Origin of the sequence: Streptomyces apricus (assembly GCF_008369065.1) — a bacterium.
GTDB lineage: Bacteria > Actinomycetota > Actinomycetes > Streptomycetales > Streptomycetaceae > Streptomyces > Streptomyces apricus.
The window spans coordinates 915,759-933,598 of record NZ_VDFC01000040.1; the positions used below are offsets into that span (position 1 = coordinate 915,759).

The window sequence follows — 17,840 nt, forward strand, 5'->3', positions numbered from 1 at the left end:
CCCCTGAGACCCCCGGGACCTCCGGGACCTCCGGGACCCCCGGGACCGTCGGCGGACCCGACGGCCACGCCCTCCACGCCCCCGTCATCGACTGGTTCGAGGAGAACGCGCGCGACCTGCCGTGGCGGCGGCCCGACGCCGGCCCGTGGGGCGTGATGGTCAGCGAGTTCATGCTGCAGCAGACCCCGGTGAGCCGTGTGCTCCCGGTGTACGAGCAGTGGCTCGCCCGCTGGCCGCGCCCCGCCGACCTCGCCGGGGACGCGCCGGGCGAGGCCGTCCGCGCCTGGGGCCGCCTCGGCTACCCCCGCCGCGCCCTGCGCCTGCACGGCGCCGCGGTCGCCATAACGGAGCGCCACGGCGGCGACGTACCCACGGACCACGCGCAGTTGCTCGCGCTGCCCGGCATCGGCGAGTACACCGCCGCGGCGGTCGCCTCCTTCGCGTACGGGCAGCGGCACGCCGTCCTCGACACGAACGTGCGGCGCGTGTTCGCCCGGGCCGTCACCGGGGTCCAGTACCCGCCGAACGCCACGACGGCCGCCGAGCGCAAGCTCGCGCGCACGCTGCTGCCCGACGACGACCGCACGGCCTCGCTGTGGGCCGCCGCGTCCATGGAACTGGGCGCACTCGTCTGCACGGCGAAGAACGAGGCGTGCGTACGCTGCCCGGTCGCGGCCCTGTGCGCCTGGCGGCTGGCCGGGAAGCCCGCGCACGAGGGACCGCCGCGGCGCGGCCAGACCTACGCGGGCACGGACCGGCAGGTGCGCGGCCGGCTGCTCGCCGTCCTGCGCGAGGCGGTCGCCCCCGTCCCGCAGTCGGCGCTCGACCGGGTCTGGGAGGAGCCGGTGCAGCGGGCCCGCGCGCTGGACGGACTGGTCGCCGACGGACTGGTCGAACCGCTCACCGGCGGCCTGTACCGGCTGCCGCAGAGCTGAAGTCGGGACCGGCCGGACCGCGGGCGACCGCCTGCCGGCCCACGGCGGGTCCACGGGCGACCGCTTGCCGGCCCACGGCCGGTTCACAGGTCCCGCCGGGCTGCGTAACAGTGGCCCGGCAGGCAAATCGCCCGTACCCGCACCAGTCGTCCCCCTGCTTTAACCCGCGCCTACTTCCGTTACACAACCTATGGACAGCCGAGCGCTCGCCGCAGGCTCGCTCGGACAGCCCCGTGACAACACGTCCGTAACTTCGGTGCCGTACCGCACACCGGCGGTACGGCAGACCACGGACAGCCGGCAGCACTCAGGTCGGAACGGGGACGGAGGCGGTTGGAATGGCGCACGGCGAGGTGCTGGAGTTCGAGGAGTACGTACGTACCCGTCAGGACGCGCTGCTGCGCAGCGCACGCCGCCTGGTCCCCGACCCCGTCGACGCGCAGGACCTCCTGCAGACCGCGCTGGTGCGCACCTACGGCCGCTGGGACGGCATAGCGGACAAGCGCCTCGCCGACGCCTATCTGCGCCGCGTCATGATCAACACGCGGACGGAGTGGTGGCGGGCCCGCAAGCTGGAGGAGGTCCCCACCGAGCAGCTGCCGGACGCGAGCGTGGACGACTCCAGCGAGCAGCACGCGGACCGTGCCTTCCTGATGGACCTCATGAAGGTGCTGGCTCCCAAGCAGCGCAGCGTCGTCGTGCTGCGACACTGGGAGCAGATGTCCACGGAGGAGACGGCCGCCGCGCTCGGCATGTCGGCCGGCACGGTCAAGAGCACACTGCACCGGGCACTCGCCCGGCTCCGCGAGGAGCTGGAGCGCCGGGCCCGTGACGAGAACGACGAGCTCGGCGTACGCGCGCCGGAGCGTGAGGAGCGGGAGCGTTGCGCGGCCTAGACACTACGGCCCCCCGGGCCCGCGGAGCGGTGCGGAAGGCGGTGTTCACGGCGGTGGCCGGGTGCGCCGCCGTCGGCCTTTTCGTGTCCGCCTGCGGTACGGGCGGCACCGGTGCCCGCGACGAGGGCCCGGCCCGCTCCGACTCGGTCGCCGGCAGCGCACCGGCGCCCGCCGCCGCCTCGCCCTCCGCGACCCCCGACCGGGTGAACGCGGTGCGGCTCGTGAAGACCGACCCCGGGGTCAGCCCGGCCGTCAAGCGCGACCTGAAGCCGTGCGTCGGCGACGAGTACCCGGTCGACGTGTCGTACGGCAACCTCACCGGCGGGCCCGTCGACGACGTCGTGATCAACGTGATGACCTGCGGGGACGCGGTCGGCGTCGGCTCGTACGTGTACCGCGAGGAGGGCGACGCGTACCGGAACGTCTTCCGCGCCGAGGAGCCCCCGGTCTACGCGGAGATCGACCGGGGCGACCTGGTGGTCACCCAGCAGGTGTACGAGAAGGACGACTCGGTGACGTACCCGTCCGGCGAGGAAGTGGTCACGTACCACTGGACGGCGAGCCGCTTCGCCGAGCGGGCCAGGACCCACAACGACTACAGCAAAGTGGTGGGCGGCGAGACGCAGGCCCCGACCGACCAGTGAGCCCGTCGTCCCACCCGCATACGCACACGCACCTGTATCCACACCCGCCCACGCGCACGCGCACGCGACATGACCGACCGACCGAGAAACTGAGAGCAGCCGGATGGCAGAGCAGACCCACGTCCTCTTCGTCGAGGACGACGACGTCATCCGCGAGGCCACCCAGCTCGCGCTGGAGCGTGACGGCTTCGTGGTCACCGCCATGCCCGACGGTCTCTCCGGGCTGGAGGCGTTCCGGGCGGACCGGCCCGACATCGCGCTCCTCGACGTGATGGTGCCGGGCCTCGACGGCGTGTCGCTGTGCCGGCGCATCCGTGACGAGTCGGCGGTCCCCGTGATCATGCTGTCGGCCCGCGCCGACTCCATCGACGTCGTCCTGGGTCTGGAGGCGGGCGCCGACGACTACGTGACGAAGCCCTTCGACGGTGCCGTGCTGGTCGCCCGCATCCGGGCCGTGCTGCGGCGCTTCGGGCACGCGAGCGGGCCGCGTTCGGGCGCCGACGGGTCCGACGGGGGCGCGTCGTCCGACCCCGCCGGCGGGGTGCTGACCTTCGGCTCCGGTTCCGGTGGCGGCGAACTGGAGATCGACACGGAGGGCATGGAGGTGCGCAGGGGTGGCACTCCGGTGGCCCTGACGCCCACCGAGATGCGGCTGCTCCTGGAGTTCTCGTCCGCGCCCGGTACGGTCCTGTCGCGCGACAGGCTCCTGGAACGGGTCTGGGACTACGGCTGGGGCGGCGACACCCGGGTCGTCGACGTCCACGTACAGCGGCTGCGCACGAAGATCGGCCAGGACCGGATCGAGACGGTCCGCGGCTTCGGCTACAAGTTGAAGGCCTGAGGCGGAGCGGACGATGCGGGGGACGAACGACAGCCACCCGGGGCCCGGGAGCCCTGTTCCGGGGGACGGGCACGACGGGCGCCCCGGGCGCGGCGGCCATGGCGGACGCGACGGGCGCGACAGGCGCGACGAAGTGACCGGGCCCGGCGGGCCCAACGGGCGGGCCGGGGCCGGTGCGGAGGAGGGTGGCCGGCGCGAGGGTAGTGGCGAGCCGGGCCGGGCCGGGCGGCTGCGGCGCGAGCGGCTCGGGCGCCTGATGCCGCGTACCGGCATCAGGTGGAAGCTGAGCGCCGCGATCGCGGCGGTCGGCGCGCTGGTGGCCGTCGCGCTGAGCCTGGTCGTGCACAACGCCGCCCGGGTCTCGATGCTCGACAACGCGCGCGACCTGGCGGACGAGCGCGTCCAGATCGCGCAGCGCAACTACGAGGCGTCCGGGCGCCCGAACTTCCCCGGCATCAAGATCGACGACCCCGACCTGCCGGAGGACCTGCTGGCGAAGGCGAAGGACGGGCGCCGGGCGACCTTCGTGACGGAGCACTCCAACGGCGTGCCCGACATCTGGGCCGCCGTACCGCTCAAGGACGGGCGGATCCTGTCGCTGCACACGAACTTCACCGACCGCAGCACGACCGTGCTCAAGGACCTCGACGAGGCGCTGCTCATCGGTTCCATCGCGGTGGTCTTCGGCGGCTGCGCCCTGGGCGTGCTGATCGGCGGCCAGCTCTCGCGGCGGCTGCGCAAGGCGGCCACGGCGGCCCGGCGGGTCGCCCAGGGCGAGCCGGACGTACGGGTGCGGGACTCCATCGGCGGGGTCGTGCGCGACGAGACGGACGACCTGGCGCGGGCCGTGGACGCCATGGCGGACGCGCTGCAGCAGCGCATCGAGGCCGAGCGGCGGGTGACGGCGGACATCGCGCACGAGCTGCGCACGCCGGTGACCGGGCTGCTCACCGCGGCCGAGCTGCTGCCGCCGGGCCGCCCGACCGAGCTCGTACGGGACCGGGCGCAGGCCATGCGGCAGCTGGTCGAGGACGTCCTGGAGGTGGCCCGGCTGGACAGCGCCTCCGAGCGGGCCGAGCTGCAGGACATCGTGCTGGGCGAGTTCGTGACGCGGCGGGTGATCGCGCGGGACCCGGGGATCCTCGTCCGGGTCGTGCACGAGTCCGCGGTCACCACCGATCCGCGGCGGCTGGAGCGGGTGCTCATCAACCTGCTGGTCAACGCCGCCAAGCACGGCAGGCCGCCGATCGAGGTGACGGTGGAGGGCCGGGTGATCCGCATCCGCGACCACGGGCCCGGGTTCCCCGAGGCGCTGCTCGCCGACGGTCCGCGCCGCTTCCGCACGGGCAGCAGCGACCGTGCGGGGCACGGGCACGGGCTGGGGCTCACCATCGCCGCGGGGCAGGCACGGGTGCTGGGCGCGCGGCTGACGTTCCGCAACGTGCGGGCGGTCGGGGCGCCCGACGGCGTTCCCGCCGAGGGGGCGGTGGCGGTGCTGTGGCTGCCGGAACACGCTCCGACGAACACCGGCAGCTACCCGATGCTGCCGGCATGAGGGACGGCTTGCGCTGACAGCGCCGCCGTCCCGTCCCTGGGGGCTGCGCCCCCAGACCCCCTGTCGCGCTGCGCGCTCCTGCGCAGTTCCCCGCGCCCCTGGGTACCCAGGGGCGCGGGGGCGATCAGACCGCCGCGGCGTCGACCGCAGGCTTCTCCTCGCCGGCACCGCCGGAGGCACCCCGAAGCGGGACCTCCTTCACGAACACCGCCGTCACCAGCGCCACCACCGCGACGACCGCCCCCAGCAGGAACGCGGAGTGCGTCCCGGACGCCACCGCGTGCTGGTACGCCTCCCGCGCGGCCTCCGGCAGCTTCGCCAGGCTCGCCGCGTCCAGCTGCGCCGACTGCTCGGTCACCTTGGACCCCAGCGCCCCGGCCCGCTCGGACATGACGTCCTGGACCCGGTTGTTGAACAGCGCGCCCATGACCGCGACACCGAAGGACGAGCCGAGCGTACGGAACAGGGTGGTGGAGGAGGACGCGACGCCCATGTCCTTCATCTCCACGCTGTTCTGCGCGACCAGCATGGTCACCTGCATCAGACAGCCCATGCCCGCGCCGACCACGGCCATGTACAGCCCGGACGTCAGCCGCGAGGTGTCGGTGTCCATGAGCGACAGCAGGTACAGCCCGACCACCATCAGCGCGCTGCCCACGATCGGGAAGACCTTGTAGCGCCCGGTGCTCGTGGTGACCCGCCCGGCGACCATCGAGGTCACGAGCATCGCGCCGAGCATCGGGAGCAGCAGCAGCCCGGAGTTGGTCGCGGACGCGCCCTGCACCGACTGCTGGTAGAGCGGCAGGAACAGCACCGCGCCGAACATCACGAACCCGGCGACGAACCCGACGACGGACATCAGCGTGAAGTTGCGGCTACGGAAGATGTGCAGCGGCATGACCGGCGCGGCGGCCTTGGTCTGCACGAACAGGAAGCCGACCAGCGCGGCGACCCCGATGCCGATCAGCTCCATGATCCTGGCGGAGCCCCAGGCGTACTCGGTGCCGCCCCAGGTGGTGACGAGCACGATCGCGGTGATGCCCACGGTGAGCAGCGCCGCGCCCAGGTAGTCGATCCGCGCGTCCACCCGCTTCTTCGGCAGGTGCAGTACGGCGCTGATGGCGACCAGGGCCACGATGCCCAGCGGCAGGTTGATGTAGAAGGACCAGCGCCAGCCCCAGTGGTCGGTGATGGTGCCGCCGACCAGCGGTCCGCCGATCATGGCGAGGGCCATCACGCCGGCCATCATGCCCTGGTACTTGCCGCGCTCACGGGGCGGGATCAGGTCACCGATGATGGCCATGACGCCGACCATCAGACCGCCCGCGCCGAGCCCCTGGATCGCGCGGAACCCGATGAGCTGCCCCATGTCCTGGGCCATGCCGCTCAGCGCCGACCCGATCAGGAAGAGCACGATCGAGGTCATGAAGACGCCCTTGCGCCCGTACATGTCGCCGAGCTTGCCCCAGATCGGGGTGGAGGCGGCGGTCGCGAGCGTGTAGGCGGTGACGACCCACGAGAGGTGTTCGAGCCCGCCCAGTTCTCCCACGATGGTCGGCATCGCGGTGCCGACGATCATGTTGTCGAGCATCGCGAGCAGCATCGCGATCATGAGCGCGAGCAGGACGACCCGGACGCTCCTGGGCTGCTTGCCCGCGTCCGCGGCGACCGCGGCGTCCGTGGCGCTCGCGGCACCCCCGGCACCCGTCGCGTCCACAGCGCCCGTCGTGTCCACAGCACTCGCCGTGTCCACAGCGCCCGTCATGTCCGCAGTACCCGTCGCGTCCGCGGCGCCCACCGCGTCCGCAGGCGCCTCTTTCCCGCTCGCCGCTCCGGCCGTCCCGGCCGTTCTGGTGTCCGCCACTGTCCCACTCCCCTGGTACCGCCCTGCCACTTACTTGCCGACCGGCAAGTTGACTACACTGGGGAAAGTAGACCCGTAACTAGCCGGGCGTCAAGTAAGTTTTTTCTTTACCCGCGCCGAGGGCGTGCGACGAGAACGAGGAGCGCCACGATGGACGGCAGCAGGCAGCGGCGGCGCGGGGACACCCGTCAGCGCATCCAGGACGTGGCCGTGGAGCTCTTCGCCGAGCAGGGCTACGAGAAGACCTCCCTGCGCGAGATCGCCGAGCTGCTGGACGTCACGAAGGCGGCCCTCTACTACCACTTCAAGACCAAGGAAGACATCCTCATCAGCCTCTTCGAGGACCTGACGAGGCCGATCGACGAGCTGATCGAGTGGGGCAGGACCCAGCCGCGCTCCCTGGAGACCAAGCGGGAGCTCCTGGGGCGCTACAGCGAGGCCCTCACGCAGGCGGCCCCGCTCTTCCGCTTCATGCAGGAGAACCAGGCGACGGTCCGCGAGCTGAGCATCGGCGACTCCTTCAAGAACCGCATGCTCAAGCTGCTGGACATCATCAAGGACCCGGACGCCCCGCTGACGGACCAGGTCCGCTGCGTGAGCGCCCTGTTCACCATGCACGCCGGGATGTTCGCCCTCAAGGACATGGAGGGCGACCCCGAGGACAAGCGCAAGGCCGTCCTGGAGGTCGCCGTCGAGCTGGTCACACGGGCCCACTCGGGATCCTGATACCCCCACCACGAGGGGCCCGCACCGGAGAGCGGAGGGCGCGGAGGGACCTAGAGGCTCAGGCCCTTGGAGCGCAGGAAGGCGACCGGGTCGACCGCCGTGCCGTAGTTGGCCGACGTACGGATCTCGAAGTGCAGGTGCGGCCCGCTGGAGTTGCCGGTGTTGCCGGACAGCGCGATCCGCTGACCGGTCCCGACGGTCTGGCCGATCCGCACGTCGATGCGGGACAGGTGCGCGTACTGCGAGTACGTACCGTTGCCGTGCTTGATCACGACCGCGTTGCCGTACGCGGGTCCGTCGCCGGCGCCGTTGCCGCCGGCCTTCACGACGGTGCCGCCGTGGGCGGCGACGACCGGGGTGCCGGAGGAGACGGCGAAGTCCTGGCCGGAGTGGGTGGAGGACCAGAGGTTGCCGGCCTGGGCGAAGCTCGCGGAGAGCGTGTACGTCTTGACCGGGTTGATCCAGGAGGCGGTCTTCTTCGCGGCGGCGGACCCGGCCGCGGCCTTCTTCGCGGCGGCCTTCTTCGCGGCGGCGCTCTTCGCCGCCGCCTCGCTCTTCGCCTGAGCGGCCTTGGCAGCCTTGGCGGTCTCGGCGGCCTTGGCCTGCACGGCGGCCTGCCGCTGCACGGAGGCGGCGGCCGAGGCGGGCAGGGTCATGGCGCCCGACGCGGCGTCGGCGGCGACCGCGACCCCGGTTCCGACGGCGGCCGAGGCTCCCAGGCCGAGGGCCAGGAAGGCCGCCCGGGTACGGAGCCTGGACGTGCCGGGGATACGGGACTCGGTGCGCTGCGACATACGGGACTACCTCCGGGGGGACGGGCAACAGCACGCCCGGCGCGCTGACGATGCGCCGGGCGGGGTCGGTCGTCCCTTGGTAACCCGGACCCCCGCCGCCCTCCAAAACCCCCATCTACGACCGCACATCGTACTTGACCTGAAAACTTTCGACTTCTTGACAGAAGAACCGGACCGTACCGGATCATCCCTTTTTTCTGCCCGAGGAAGGGTTTAGCACCACTTCACACGCGTCCGGCACGGCCCTGGACCCGTCCCGGAGCCTTCACCGGCGGGTCCGGGACACGGGTCCCGGACCCCAGGGCCGAAGGTCCCGTGCGCCCGCCCCGGACCGTCCACTACCGTCCCTAGTAGGGCCCGGAACGCCTGTGCGCCATGTCACCGGACGGCAAGATCCACGGACCGTGCGATGTGACGGCGGCTACACGGTTCCCCGCCCGGCCAGCGGCAGCGCACCGAAGACGTGGTCCCGCCAGAGCGCCCGCGACGCCTCCTCCGGGTACGCGGCCACGGACGGCCGCACGTCGAAGAGCCGCACCCGGCGCCGGTCCGGGTCGTAGGCGGGCCACCCGGGCCCCTCCCCCGCCGCGAACCGCGTCCACGCGGACCGGAACAGCCCCGACAGCTCCTCCGCCCCGGCGGGCGGCGCCTGGCCGAACAGCAGCGAGGGCAGTCCGCCCCGCAGGTTCCCGAAGACCAGTGGCACGTCGAGCCCGTGGCAGGCACCGAGCAGCCCGTCCATGCCCGGCGCCTCCCAGACCAGCTCGTAGACGTGGGCCCGGCCGCCGCCCGCGACCTGGGCCTCGGCCAGGTGCAGCGTCGGCATCCGGAAGAGCCAGTCGGAGTGCACCACCTCGTACAGCTGTTCTGGTGCCAGGCCCGGGAAGGCCTTCCGGTACGCCTCGTCGCCGCCCTCGCCGGGCGAGAGGTCCCGCAGCGCCCGTGCGAGCCGGTCCTCCGGCACCTCCTCGCCCAGCGTCCCGTCGAGCGCCATGAAGAGCCGGAACTCGTCCCGCGTGTGGCCCACCACCAGCTCGACGTCCCGTGCCGCGCCGGCCGCGAGCGCCTCCCAGGGCGCGCGGGGCAGCACGTCCCCGTCCACCACGGGCGCCAGCGGGATCGACCGGTGCGCCAGCGCCCCCCAGCGCCGCGCGTACCGGTCCATGCGCGCCCCGAGCGCGTCCGCCGCCGCGGGCAGCCGCCCCGGCGCCACCGTGGCGAGGTCCCGCGCGGTCGGCCGCAGGCCCAGCTCCGCCGCCAGCTCCCCGGCGATGTCCGCGGCGAGCTCCGCCGAGAAGAACGGGCGGGGCACGCTCTGCGCGACGGCCCGCCGGAAGAGGCCGGCGGCCCGGTCCATCGCGAGCAGCGCGGCGAGCGAGCCCGCGCCCGCGGACTCGCCGAAGACCGTGACGCGGTCCGGATCGCCGCCGAAGGCGCGGATGTTGTCCCGCACCCACTCCAGCGCGGCGACCTGGTCGAGCAGCCCCCGGTTGGCGGGCGCGCCCTCGATGTACCCGAACCCCTCGATGCCGAGGCGGTAGTTGAGCGTCACCAGGACGACGCCCTCCCGCGCCAGCCGGGCGCCGTCGTACTCGGGCAGGCTCGACATGCCGATGACGTACGCGCCCCCGGGCACCCACACCATCACCGGCAGTCCGGCGCCGGGGCCCGGGTCGGGCGTCCAGACGTTGAGCGTCAGCCAGTCGCCGTCGTCGGCGTCGGGGGGCGCCAGCGCGTCCATGCCGAACGCCGCGGACTGCGGGGGCGCGGTCCCGAACGCGGACGCCTCCCGGACGCCGTCCCAGCGCGGCGCGGGCCGCGGCGCCCCGAACCGGAGCGGGCCGACGGGCGGCGCCGCGAAGGGGATGCCCCGGAACACCGCCGTGCCCGTTCCCTCCGCCTCGCCCGCTCTTCCCGCCGTGCCCGCTCCCCCTGCCGTGCCCGCTCCTCCCGTCGCGCCCGTTCCTTCTGTCGTGCCCCTCAACACACCTGCTGCGGTACGGACTTCGGGTGCACCGGCCGCCATGGCCGCTCCCTCCGTGGACAGTTCGGACACCACGGATCCTCCCGCCGCAACGGGCCCCGGGGCCACCGCATTTGGCGCGGGGACGGGAGCGCGCCCGCGGCGATAGGCTGGCCGACCATCCACCATGACCTCGGGGGAGCGCCATGGAACCGGCGACCGTGGGTGTGCGGCTGGCATCCAGCGTGGCCACACCCCTCATCAGGAAGCTCTTCGTGACGGAGGGGCCGGGCGCGGACCTGGTCGACCGGCCCGTACGCATCTCCTCGCGCGTCTCCTTCAAGGGCGAGCAGCACACGCTGAGCAGGAAGGACGTGACCCGGCTGGCCACCGAGCTGGTCGGGCGGGCGGTCAAGGACGCTCCCGAACGGCCCGTCCCCGCCGACGAGGAACAGGCCGTCGTGCACGCCCTGGCCGACACCCTGCACGCCCTCGGCGACCTCACCATGACGGACGCCCAGGCTGTGGCGCTCGGTCACCCGGGCCTGGCCCTCCATCTGCGCCACGCGGCCGGGAACCCCGACCGCGACCTCGGTTTCGACGCGACGCTGTTCTACGAGCGGCTGCTCGACACGGCCTGTCTGCACATCCTGCACTTCTTCACCCAGCGCTCGACGTTCGTGGCCAGGACGCTGGTCGAGCAGACCCGCCGGCAGGCCGAACTGATCGCGAAGGTCGACGAGTTGATCGCCCGTACGCCGACGCCCGACGGGAGCGACCCGGCGTTCGAGCGGCGCCTGCTCGCGTACACGGCGACGAAGCACAGCCAGCTGACCATCTACGGCATCGACCTGGTGAACTCGCCCGACCGCTGGCCGCTGGACGCCGCCTACCTCGCCCTCCAGGCCCTGCGCCCCGCCACGGGCGACCAGGACGGCGGGGCCGTCGGCTCGCCCGGTCTGCCGCTGTCCGCCGAGGAGGCTCTGTCCGAGCAGGACCGGGTGCTGCTGCGGGGCGTGGCCGGTTCGGGCAAGACGACCCTGGTGCAGTGGCTCGCGGTGACGGCGGCGCGGGGCGAGCGCGGCGATCGTATCCCCTTCGTCCTGCCGCTGCGCACGCTCGTGCGCCACCCCGGCGGGCTGCCCGCGCCCACCGACTTCCTCGCCGCCGCCCGCGTGCCCCTGCACGGCGCGGCGCCGGCCGGCTGGCCGGACCGGGTCCTCACGGCGGGCCGCGGGCTGCTGCTCGTCGACGGCATCGACGAGGTCCCGGACGCCGACCGCGAGCGCACCCGCCGCTGGCTGCGCGACCTGCTCGACGCGTATCCGGGCAACCAGTGGCTGGTCACCTCGCGCCCCTCCGCCGTGCGCGAGAACTGGCTCGCCGCGGAGGGCTTCACGGAGCTGGCGCTCGCGCCGATGAGCCACGACGACATCACGGCGTTCATCAGGCGCTGGCACACGGCGGCCCGCGCCGACGCCACCGGAACGGGCGCGGGCACGGGTACGGGTACCGACAGCGACACCGAACGCCTCGCCGCGTACGAGACCTCGCTGCTCGACGCCGTCGCCACCAAGCCGGACCTCGGCCGCCTCGCCACCAACCCGCTGATGTGCGGCCTGATCTGCGCCCTGCACCGGGACAGGCGCGGCTACCTGCCGCACGGGCGGCAGGAGTTGTACGACGCCGCGCTCTCCATGCTCCTCGCGCGCCGCGACCAGGAGCGGGACATGCTCCCGCACGACGACGTCCGGCTCACCGAGGCGCCCCAGATCCAGCTCCTGCAGCGGCTGGCCTACTGGCTGATCCGCAACAACCGGCTGGAGATGGACCGCGAACGGGCCGAGCGGCTGATCGCGGAGGCCCTGCCCGCCCTGCCCGCCGCCGCGAGCCAGGGCGACGCGGCGACGATCCACCGCCACCTCCTCGTCCGCAGCGGGCTGCTCCGCGAACCCTCGCCGGGAACCGTCGAGTTCGTGCACCGCACCTTCCAGGACTACCTCGGTGCGAAGGCGGCGGTGGAGGACGGCGACTTCGGGCTGCTGGTCCGCAGCGCCGCCGACCAGCAGTGGTCGGACGTGATCCGGATGGCCGTCGCCCACGCCCGGCCCCGCGAACGGGCCGACCTCCTCACCGAGCTGCTGGCCGCGGCCGAACGGGCCGAGCCGGCCGGGGCCACCCGCATCCGGCTCCTCGCCCTGGCCGGTCTGGAGCACGCCACGGAGCTCGACCCGCGGGTCAGGGCCGCCGTGGAGGAGCAGGCGGCCACGCTCATCCCGCCCCGCACCGTCGAGGAGGCGCGCGAGCTGGCCTCGGTGGGCCCGCTGGCCCTGGAGCTCCTGCCCGGGCCCGAGGGCCTGACCGAGACGCAGGCCAGGGCGGTCGTGGTCACCGCGTCCCTCATCGGCACCGACGCGGCCGTCCCGGCCCTGACCCGCTTCCGCACCCACCCGTCCCTGCCGGTCCGCTCGCAGCTCAGCTGGACCTGGCACCGCTTCGACACCGAGCGGTACGCGACGGAGGTCATCGCCCACCTGCCCGAGGACGACCTGTACTTCTCGGCGCACTCGGCCGCGCACCTGCGTGCCCTGCACGCGCTCGGCGGGCGCCGGCGGTTGCACATCGAGGGGAACGTCGAGGCCGGCGAGCTGAAGAGGTACCTGGCGCCGGACACCACCCGCCGGCTCGTCCTGCGCAAGAACCAGACGCTGCCGGACCTGGAGTGGCTCACCCCGCTCGACCGGCTCGTGCACCTGGACATCAGCGACAGCCCGCACGTGGACGACCTGGCGCCGCTGGCGTCCGTACCGCTTCGGTGGCTGTCGCTGAGCGCCATGCCGGGACTGGAAAAGCCGGGTGCGCTGGCGCCCCTCGCGGCCTCGCGGACCTTGCGCGAGCTGGACGCGGGCGTACGGCTGCCGGGCGAGTCCCTCGACACCGCGCTGCCGCGCGGCCTGCCGCTGACGTATCTGCGCTTCACCAGGAACGCCCTGGAGTCCACCGGTCTGCGCGGCCTGCGCCACCTGGACGCGCTGGAGACCCTGAGCCTGGGAGGCCTCTTCACATCCCTCGCCCCGGAGGACCGCGAGGAGGTGGCGCTGCTGCCCGCGCTGAGGGAGCTGCGGCTGAACTGGAACGCGGCCCCGTGGACGGAAGGGCCCGTTCTGCCCGGTGTCGAGGGACTGCGGTTCAACAACTTCACCGGCCACGAGGACCTCTCGGCCGTCCCGGCCCTGTTCCCCGGCCTGCGGTCCGTCACGTTCGTCCTCGCACCGGAGACGACGGAGGTCCCGCAGGAGACCCTGTCCCTCTTCCCGGACCGGCAGACCATTTTGAAACCCGCCGCCGTGCTCTAGTACAACCCCGCCCGGGCGCCCTACAGTTACCGGTCGGTAATCCCCTCTTCCCCCACAGCATGCTCCACGGGTCACGGCCCGTGTCCCGCAGTGCTCCGACGCGAGAGGAACCCCCCACCCATGACCGGAAGAAGCCTGCAGCGCCTCATCGGCGTGACCGTCGCCGCCACCGCCGCCACCGCGGCCCTGACGATCCCGGCCACCGCCGCGGTCGCGGCCCCGGCCACCACCACCGCCGCCGTGGCGACTGCCGCCGACGTCGACCACGAGACCTGGCAGCGGGACTGCCGGGCCGTCATGGCACAGGCGCTGCCCTACCTGAAGGAACGTATCGCCGGCGCACCCGCGGGCGAGAAGCAGGCCGTCGTCCTCGACATCGACAACACCGCGCTGGAGACCGACTTCGGCTTCAGCTACCCCTCACCGGCCAACGCGCCCGTCCTGGAGGTGGCGAGGTACGCGCAGGACCACGGCGTCGCCCTGTTCTTCGTCACCGCCCGCCCGGACATCATCAAGTCGGTGACGGACTACAACCTCAAGCACGCCGGGTACAAGGTCTCCGGCCTGTACGTACGCAGCTTCGTCGACCTCTTCAAGGACGTGGCGGCCTACAAGACCGCGCAGCGGGCGGCCGTCGAGGCCAAGGGCTACACGATCATCGCGAACATCGGCAACAGCGCCACCGACCTGTCGGGCGGGCACGCCGAGAGGACGTACAAGCTCCCCGACTACGACGGGCAGCTGTCCTGACCGACGGGACACCGCGCGGCCGGGGCCCGGGACGCCCCGGACACGCCGATGGGGCCGGTGCTCGAAGCACCGGCCCCATCGGGCGTTCTCAGGCGGACCCGGGGGTCACGCCTCCTTGCTCAGGTTCGGACCGGCACCGCCGGCCGCCTGCTCGATCGGCGGGACGTCCGGCAGCGCGGACTTCTCCTCGCCGCGGAACGTGAAGGTCTGGGTCTCGCCCTCGCCCTCGGTGTCCACGACCACGATGTGGCCGGGGCGCAGCTCGCCGAAGAGGATCTTCTCCGACAGGGTGTCCTCGACCTCGCGCTGGATCGTGCGACGCAGCGGACGCGCGCCCAGCACCGGGTCGTAGCCCTTCTTCGACAGCAGCTCCTTGGCGGACTGGGAGAGCTCGATGCCCATGTCCCGGTCCCTCAGGCGCTCGTCGACCTTGCTGATCATCAGGTCGACGATCGTGAGGATGTCCTCCTGCGTCAGCTGCGGGAAGACGACCACGTCGTCGACGCGGTTGAGGAACTCGGGCCGGAAGTGCTGCTTGAGCTCGTCCGAGACCTTGTTCTTCATGCGCTCGTAGTTGGTCTTCTTGTCGCCCGAGGCCGCGAAGCCCAGGTTGAAGCCCTTGGAGATGTCCCGGGTGCCGAGGTTGGTCGTCATGATGATGACCGTGTTCTTGAAGTCCACGACCCGGCCCTGGGAGTCGGTCAGGCGACCGTCCTCCAGGATCTGCAGCAGCGAGTTGAAGATGTCCGGGTGGGCCTTCTCGACCTCGTCGAACAGGACGACCGAGAACGGCTTGCGGCGGACCTTCTCGGTCAGCTGCCCGCCCTCCTCGTAGCCCACGTAGCCGGGGGGCGAACCGAAGAGGCGCGAGACCGTGTGCTTCTCGCTGAACTCCGACATGTCGAGGGAGATCAGCGCGTCCTCGTCGCCGAAGAGGAACTCCGCGAGCGCCTTGGACAGCTCGGTCTTACCGACACCGGACGGGCCGGCGAAGATGAACGAGCCACCGGGACGCTTCGGGTCCTTCAGACCGGCGCGCGTACGGCGGATCGCCTTCGACAGCGCCTTGACGGCGTCGACCTGGCCGATGACCCGCTTGTGGAGCTCGTCCTCCATGCGCAGCAGACGCGAGGACTCCTCCTCGGTCAGCTTGAAGACCGGGATGCCGGTGGCGGTCGCGAGGACCTCGGCGATCAGCTCGCCGTCGACCTCGGCGACGACGTCCATGTCGCCGGCCTTCCACTCCTTCTCGCGCTTGGCCTTGGCGGCCAGGAGCTGCTTCTCCTTGTCGCGCAGCGAGGCGGCCTTCTCGAAGTCCTGCGAGTCGATCGCGGACTCCTTGTCGCGGCGCACGCCCGCGATCTTCTCGTCGAACTCGCGCAGGTCCGGCGGCGCGGTCATCCGGCGGATGCGCATCCGGGAACCGGCCTCGTCGATGAGGTCGATCGCCTTGTCGGGCAGGAAGCGGTCCGAGATGTACCGGTCGGCGAGCGTCGCCGCCTGCACCAGGGCCTCGTCCGTGATGGACACCCGGTGGTGCGCCTCGTAGCGGTCCCGCAGGCCCTTGAGGATCTCGATGGTGTGCGGCAGCGACGGCTCCGCGACCTGGATGGGCTGGAAGCGGCGCTCCAGCGCGGCGTCCTTCTCCAGGTGCTTGCGGTACTCGTCGAGCGTGGTGGCACCGATGGTCTGCAGTTCACCACGGGCCAGCATCGGCTTCAGGATGCTCGCGGCGTCGATGGCGCCCTCGGCGGCACCCGCACCGACCAGCGTGTGCAGCTCGTCGATGAACAGGATGATGTCGCCGCGGGTGCGGATCTCCTTGAGGACCTTCTTCAGGCGCTCCTCGAAGTCACCGCGGTAGCGGGAGCCGGCGACCAGCGCGCCGAGGTCCAGCGTGTAGAGGTGCTTGTCCTTGAGGGTCTCGGGCACCTCGCCCTTGACGATGGCCTGGGCGAGGCCCTCGACGACGGCGGTCTTGCCGACGCCGGGCTCACCGATCAGCACCGGGTTGTTCTTCGTCCGGCGGGACAGCACCTGCATGACCCGCTCGATCTCCTTCTCGCGCCCGATGACCGGGTCGAGCTTGGACTCACGGGCAGCCTGGGTGAGGTTGCGGCCGAACTGGTCGAGGACCAGGGACGTCGAAGGCGTGCCCTCGGCGGGGCCGCCACTGGCGCCGGCGGTCTCCTTGCCCTGGTAACCGGAGAGCAGCTGGATGACCTGCTGCCGCACCCGGTTGAGGTCTGCGCCCAGCTTGACCAGGACCTGGGCGGCGACGCCCTCGCCCTCACGGATCAGGCCGAGCAGGATGTGCTCCGTGCCGATGTAGTTGTGGCCCAGCTGAAGGGCCTCGCGGAGCGACAGCTCCAGGACCTTCTTGGCACGGGGGGTGAAGGGGATGTGACCGGAGGGGGCCTGCTGGCCCTGCCCGATGATCTCCTCCACCTGCTGACGGACCGCCTCAAGCGAAATGCCGAGGCTCTCCAGGGCCTTTGCGGCGACACCTTCACCCTCGTGGATCAGGCCCAGGAGGATGTGCTCGGTGCCGATGTAGTTGTGGTTGAGCATCCGGGCTTCTTCCTGAGCCAGGACGACAACCCGCCGCGCGCGGTCGGTGAACCTCTCGAACATCGTTAATCGCTCCTCAGAGCGGTCAGGCAGTAAGGGGACGCTCCCCTCCCTGTCCTTCCGCAGCTTAGTCCCGCAAGCGGGGACCGCTCATTCCATCTGCCGACACCGGACCGAGAACCAGTACTGCCCTCCTGACCCCGAACGCCGACATCTGCTCCAACCCGATGGTGCTGGGCGATGTTCCCGCAGGCCAAGCAGATACCCCCACCATCACTACGCCGATGGCGAACGTGAGATGCCCGAACCGTGCGTGTCGCCCCTCCCACTAGGGATGTCTTACCCGTACGCACTGACACTCCATGCCGAGCGCACCGGTTCCCTCCGCTACGGGCGAACACCCTTGCCCCGGAGAGACGTCCGGAACGCGCCCGCGACCTGCACCCTCCGCGCACGGAGGACCACCCAGCGTAACCCGGGCGCCCTTCCGGCGGTTGGCCCTGCATGGTGCCCACGGTCCCTCCTCCCCGTCGTCCCTCCGGCGCGCGCCGCCCGGACGACCCGGTCCGGCGCTGGTACGAGAACGAACTGGGATGGGCGACGGTGCCCGGACCGCCGGTGGAACTGCCGACGGGGCTGCGGTTCGACGTCCTGGACGTGCCGGCGCGGGCGGGGTTCGCGGCGCTGCGGCACCTGGGGCCGGGTTCTCCGGTGGCCGTGCGGGCGGACCGGGCGCTGCTGTTCGTCGCGGCGGGCAGCGCGGAGGAGCTGCCGGGGCTCCTGGGCTGGCTGGAGTGGGGCTCCCTGCCGCTGGACCTCGTGGCGACCGGCTCGGGCGGGCGCGTCGGGGCGCCACTGCCGCCGGTCCGGGCCGGCGGGGGCCGCGGTGGAGCGGAAGGCCGGGCCGAGGCGGACGGGCTCGCGGGGCCCGCCGCCGGCTCGCGG

General features: G+C 72.4%; 13 protein-coding genes. 9 read left to right on the forward strand and 4 right to left on the reverse strand.

What is annotated here, in order from left to right; all coding sequences use genetic code 11:
- The 5 genes from FGF04_RS17175 to cseC all read left to right on the forward strand — a co-directional run.
- Positions 1–935 (forward strand): HhH-GPD family protein (locus FGF04_RS17175; protein ID WP_408055628.1); only part of this gene is annotated, 935 nt, incomplete at its 5' end.
- Positions 936–1,273: 338 nt separating this feature from the next.
- The gene (locus FGF04_RS17180) at positions 1,274–1,831 is read left to right on the forward strand and encodes a SigE family RNA polymerase sigma factor (RefSeq protein ID WP_149512133.1); all 558 of its coding nucleotides are present in this window, start codon (positions 1,274–1,276) and stop codon (positions 1,829–1,831) included.
- A complete protein-coding gene (locus FGF04_RS17185) occupies positions 1,819–2,475 on the forward strand; it encodes a hypothetical protein (protein WP_149512134.1) in 657 nt (218 codons plus the stop codon). The genes FGF04_RS17180 and FGF04_RS17185 overlap by 13 nt, the downstream gene beginning before the upstream one ends.
- A gap of 103 nt (positions 2,476–2,578) precedes the next feature.
- Positions 2,579–3,316, forward strand: coding sequence for a two-component system response regulator CseB (gene cseB, locus FGF04_RS17190; RefSeq protein ID WP_149512135.1), 738 nt, complete (start codon positions 2,579–2,581; stop codon positions 3,314–3,316).
- Between the two features lie 256 nt (positions 3,317–3,572).
- On the forward strand, positions 3,573–4,871 hold the full coding sequence (gene cseC, locus FGF04_RS17195) for a two-component system sensor histidine kinase CseC (protein WP_149512323.1): 1,299 nt from the start codon (positions 3,573–3,575) through the stop codon (positions 4,869–4,871).
- 124 nt (positions 4,872–4,995) lie between these two features.
- Here the strand turns inward: cseC and FGF04_RS17200 are convergent, their stop codons facing one another.
- Entirely contained in the window at positions 4,996–6,636 is a 1,641-nt protein-coding gene (locus tag FGF04_RS17200) for an MDR family MFS transporter (RefSeq protein WP_235882380.1), read from the reverse strand.
- Positions 6,637–6,885: 249 nt separating this feature from the next.
- Here FGF04_RS17200 and FGF04_RS17205 point away from each other — a divergent pair, with 249 nt between their 5' ends.
- Positions 6,886–7,461 carry a TetR/AcrR family transcriptional regulator gene (locus FGF04_RS17205; protein WP_149512136.1) on the forward strand — a complete coding sequence of 192 codons (576 nt, stop codon included), beginning with the start codon at positions 6,886–6,888 and terminating at the stop codon, positions 7,459–7,461.
- Positions 7,462–7,511: 50 nt separating this feature from the next.
- Here FGF04_RS17205 and FGF04_RS17210 read toward each other — a convergent pair whose 3' ends face one another.
- Both FGF04_RS17210 and FGF04_RS17215 read right to left on the reverse strand, forming a co-directional pair.
- The gene (locus FGF04_RS17210; protein WP_149512137.1) at positions 7,512–8,255 is read right to left on the reverse strand and encodes a M23 family metallopeptidase; all 744 of its coding nucleotides are present in this window, start codon (positions 8,253–8,255) and stop codon (positions 7,512–7,514) included.
- A gap of 421 nt (positions 8,256–8,676) precedes the next feature.
- Positions 8,677–10,281 carry a carboxylesterase/lipase family protein gene (locus FGF04_RS17215; RefSeq protein ID WP_149512325.1) on the reverse strand — a complete coding sequence of 535 codons (1,605 nt, stop codon included), beginning with the start codon at positions 10,279–10,281 and terminating at the stop codon, positions 8,677–8,679.
- Between the two features lie 143 nt (positions 10,282–10,424).
- On the opposite strand from FGF04_RS17215, the gene FGF04_RS17220 reads away from it, so the two are divergent.
- Complete coding sequence (locus FGF04_RS17220) at positions 10,425–13,574, forward strand: NACHT domain-containing protein (protein ID WP_149512138.1); 3,150 nt, start codon at positions 10,425–10,427, stop codon at positions 13,572–13,574.
- 120 nt (positions 13,575–13,694) lie between these two features.
- Positions 13,695–14,324, forward strand: coding sequence for an HAD family acid phosphatase (locus FGF04_RS17225; RefSeq protein WP_149512139.1), 630 nt, complete (start codon positions 13,695–13,697; stop codon positions 14,322–14,324).
- Between the two features lie 105 nt (positions 14,325–14,429).
- Here the strand turns inward: FGF04_RS17225 and FGF04_RS17230 are convergent, their stop codons facing one another.
- Positions 14,430–16,958: an ATP-dependent Clp protease ATP-binding subunit gene (locus FGF04_RS17230; RefSeq protein WP_149512140.1), complete on the reverse strand. Its 2,529-nt coding sequence runs from the start codon at positions 16,956–16,958 to the stop codon at positions 14,430–14,432.
- Between the two features lie 441 nt (positions 16,959–17,399).
- Between FGF04_RS17230 and FGF04_RS17240 the strand changes: the two genes are divergently transcribed.
- Positions 17,400–17,840, forward strand: a 441-nt coding sequence (locus tag FGF04_RS17240; protein WP_223146388.1) for an SCO3374 family protein, incomplete at its 3' end; no start/stop codon positions are given.

Bases quoted from the DNA above. Each gene is read 5' to 3' on its own strand.
- FGF04_RS17210 (WP_149512137.1), bottom strand. From the start codon at position 8,255: ATGTCGCAGCGCACCGAGTCCCGTATCCCCGGCACGTCCAGGCTCCGT.
- cseC (WP_149512323.1), top strand. From the start codon at position 3,573: ATGCCGCGTACCGGCATCAGGTGGAAGCTGAGCGCCGCGATCGCGGCG.
- FGF04_RS17205 (WP_149512136.1), top strand. From the start codon at position 6,886: ATGGACGGCAGCAGGCAGCGGCGGCGCGGGGACACCCGTCAGCGCATC.
- FGF04_RS17220 (WP_149512138.1), top strand. From the start codon at position 10,425: ATGGAACCGGCGACCGTGGGTGTGCGGCTGGCATCCAGCGTGGCCACA.
- FGF04_RS17180 (WP_149512133.1), top strand. From the start codon at position 1,274: ATGGCGCACGGCGAGGTGCTGGAGTTCGAGGAGTACGTACGTACCCGT.
- FGF04_RS17225 (WP_149512139.1), top strand. From the start codon at position 13,695: ATGACCGGAAGAAGCCTGCAGCGCCTCATCGGCGTGACCGTCGCCGCC.
- cseB (WP_149512135.1), top strand. From the start codon at position 2,579: ATGGCAGAGCAGACCCACGTCCTCTTCGTCGAGGACGACGACGTCATC.
- FGF04_RS17215 (WP_149512325.1), bottom strand. From the start codon at position 10,281: ATGGCGGCCGGTGCACCCGAAGTCCGTACCGCAGCAGGTGTGTTGAGG.
- FGF04_RS17230 (WP_149512140.1), bottom strand. From the start codon at position 16,958: ATGTTCGAGAGGTTCACCGACCGCGCGCGGCGGGTTGTCGTCCTGGCT.
- FGF04_RS17200 (WP_235882380.1), bottom strand. From the start codon at position 6,636: ATGACGGGCGCTGTGGACACGGCGAGTGCTGTGGACACGACGGGCGCT.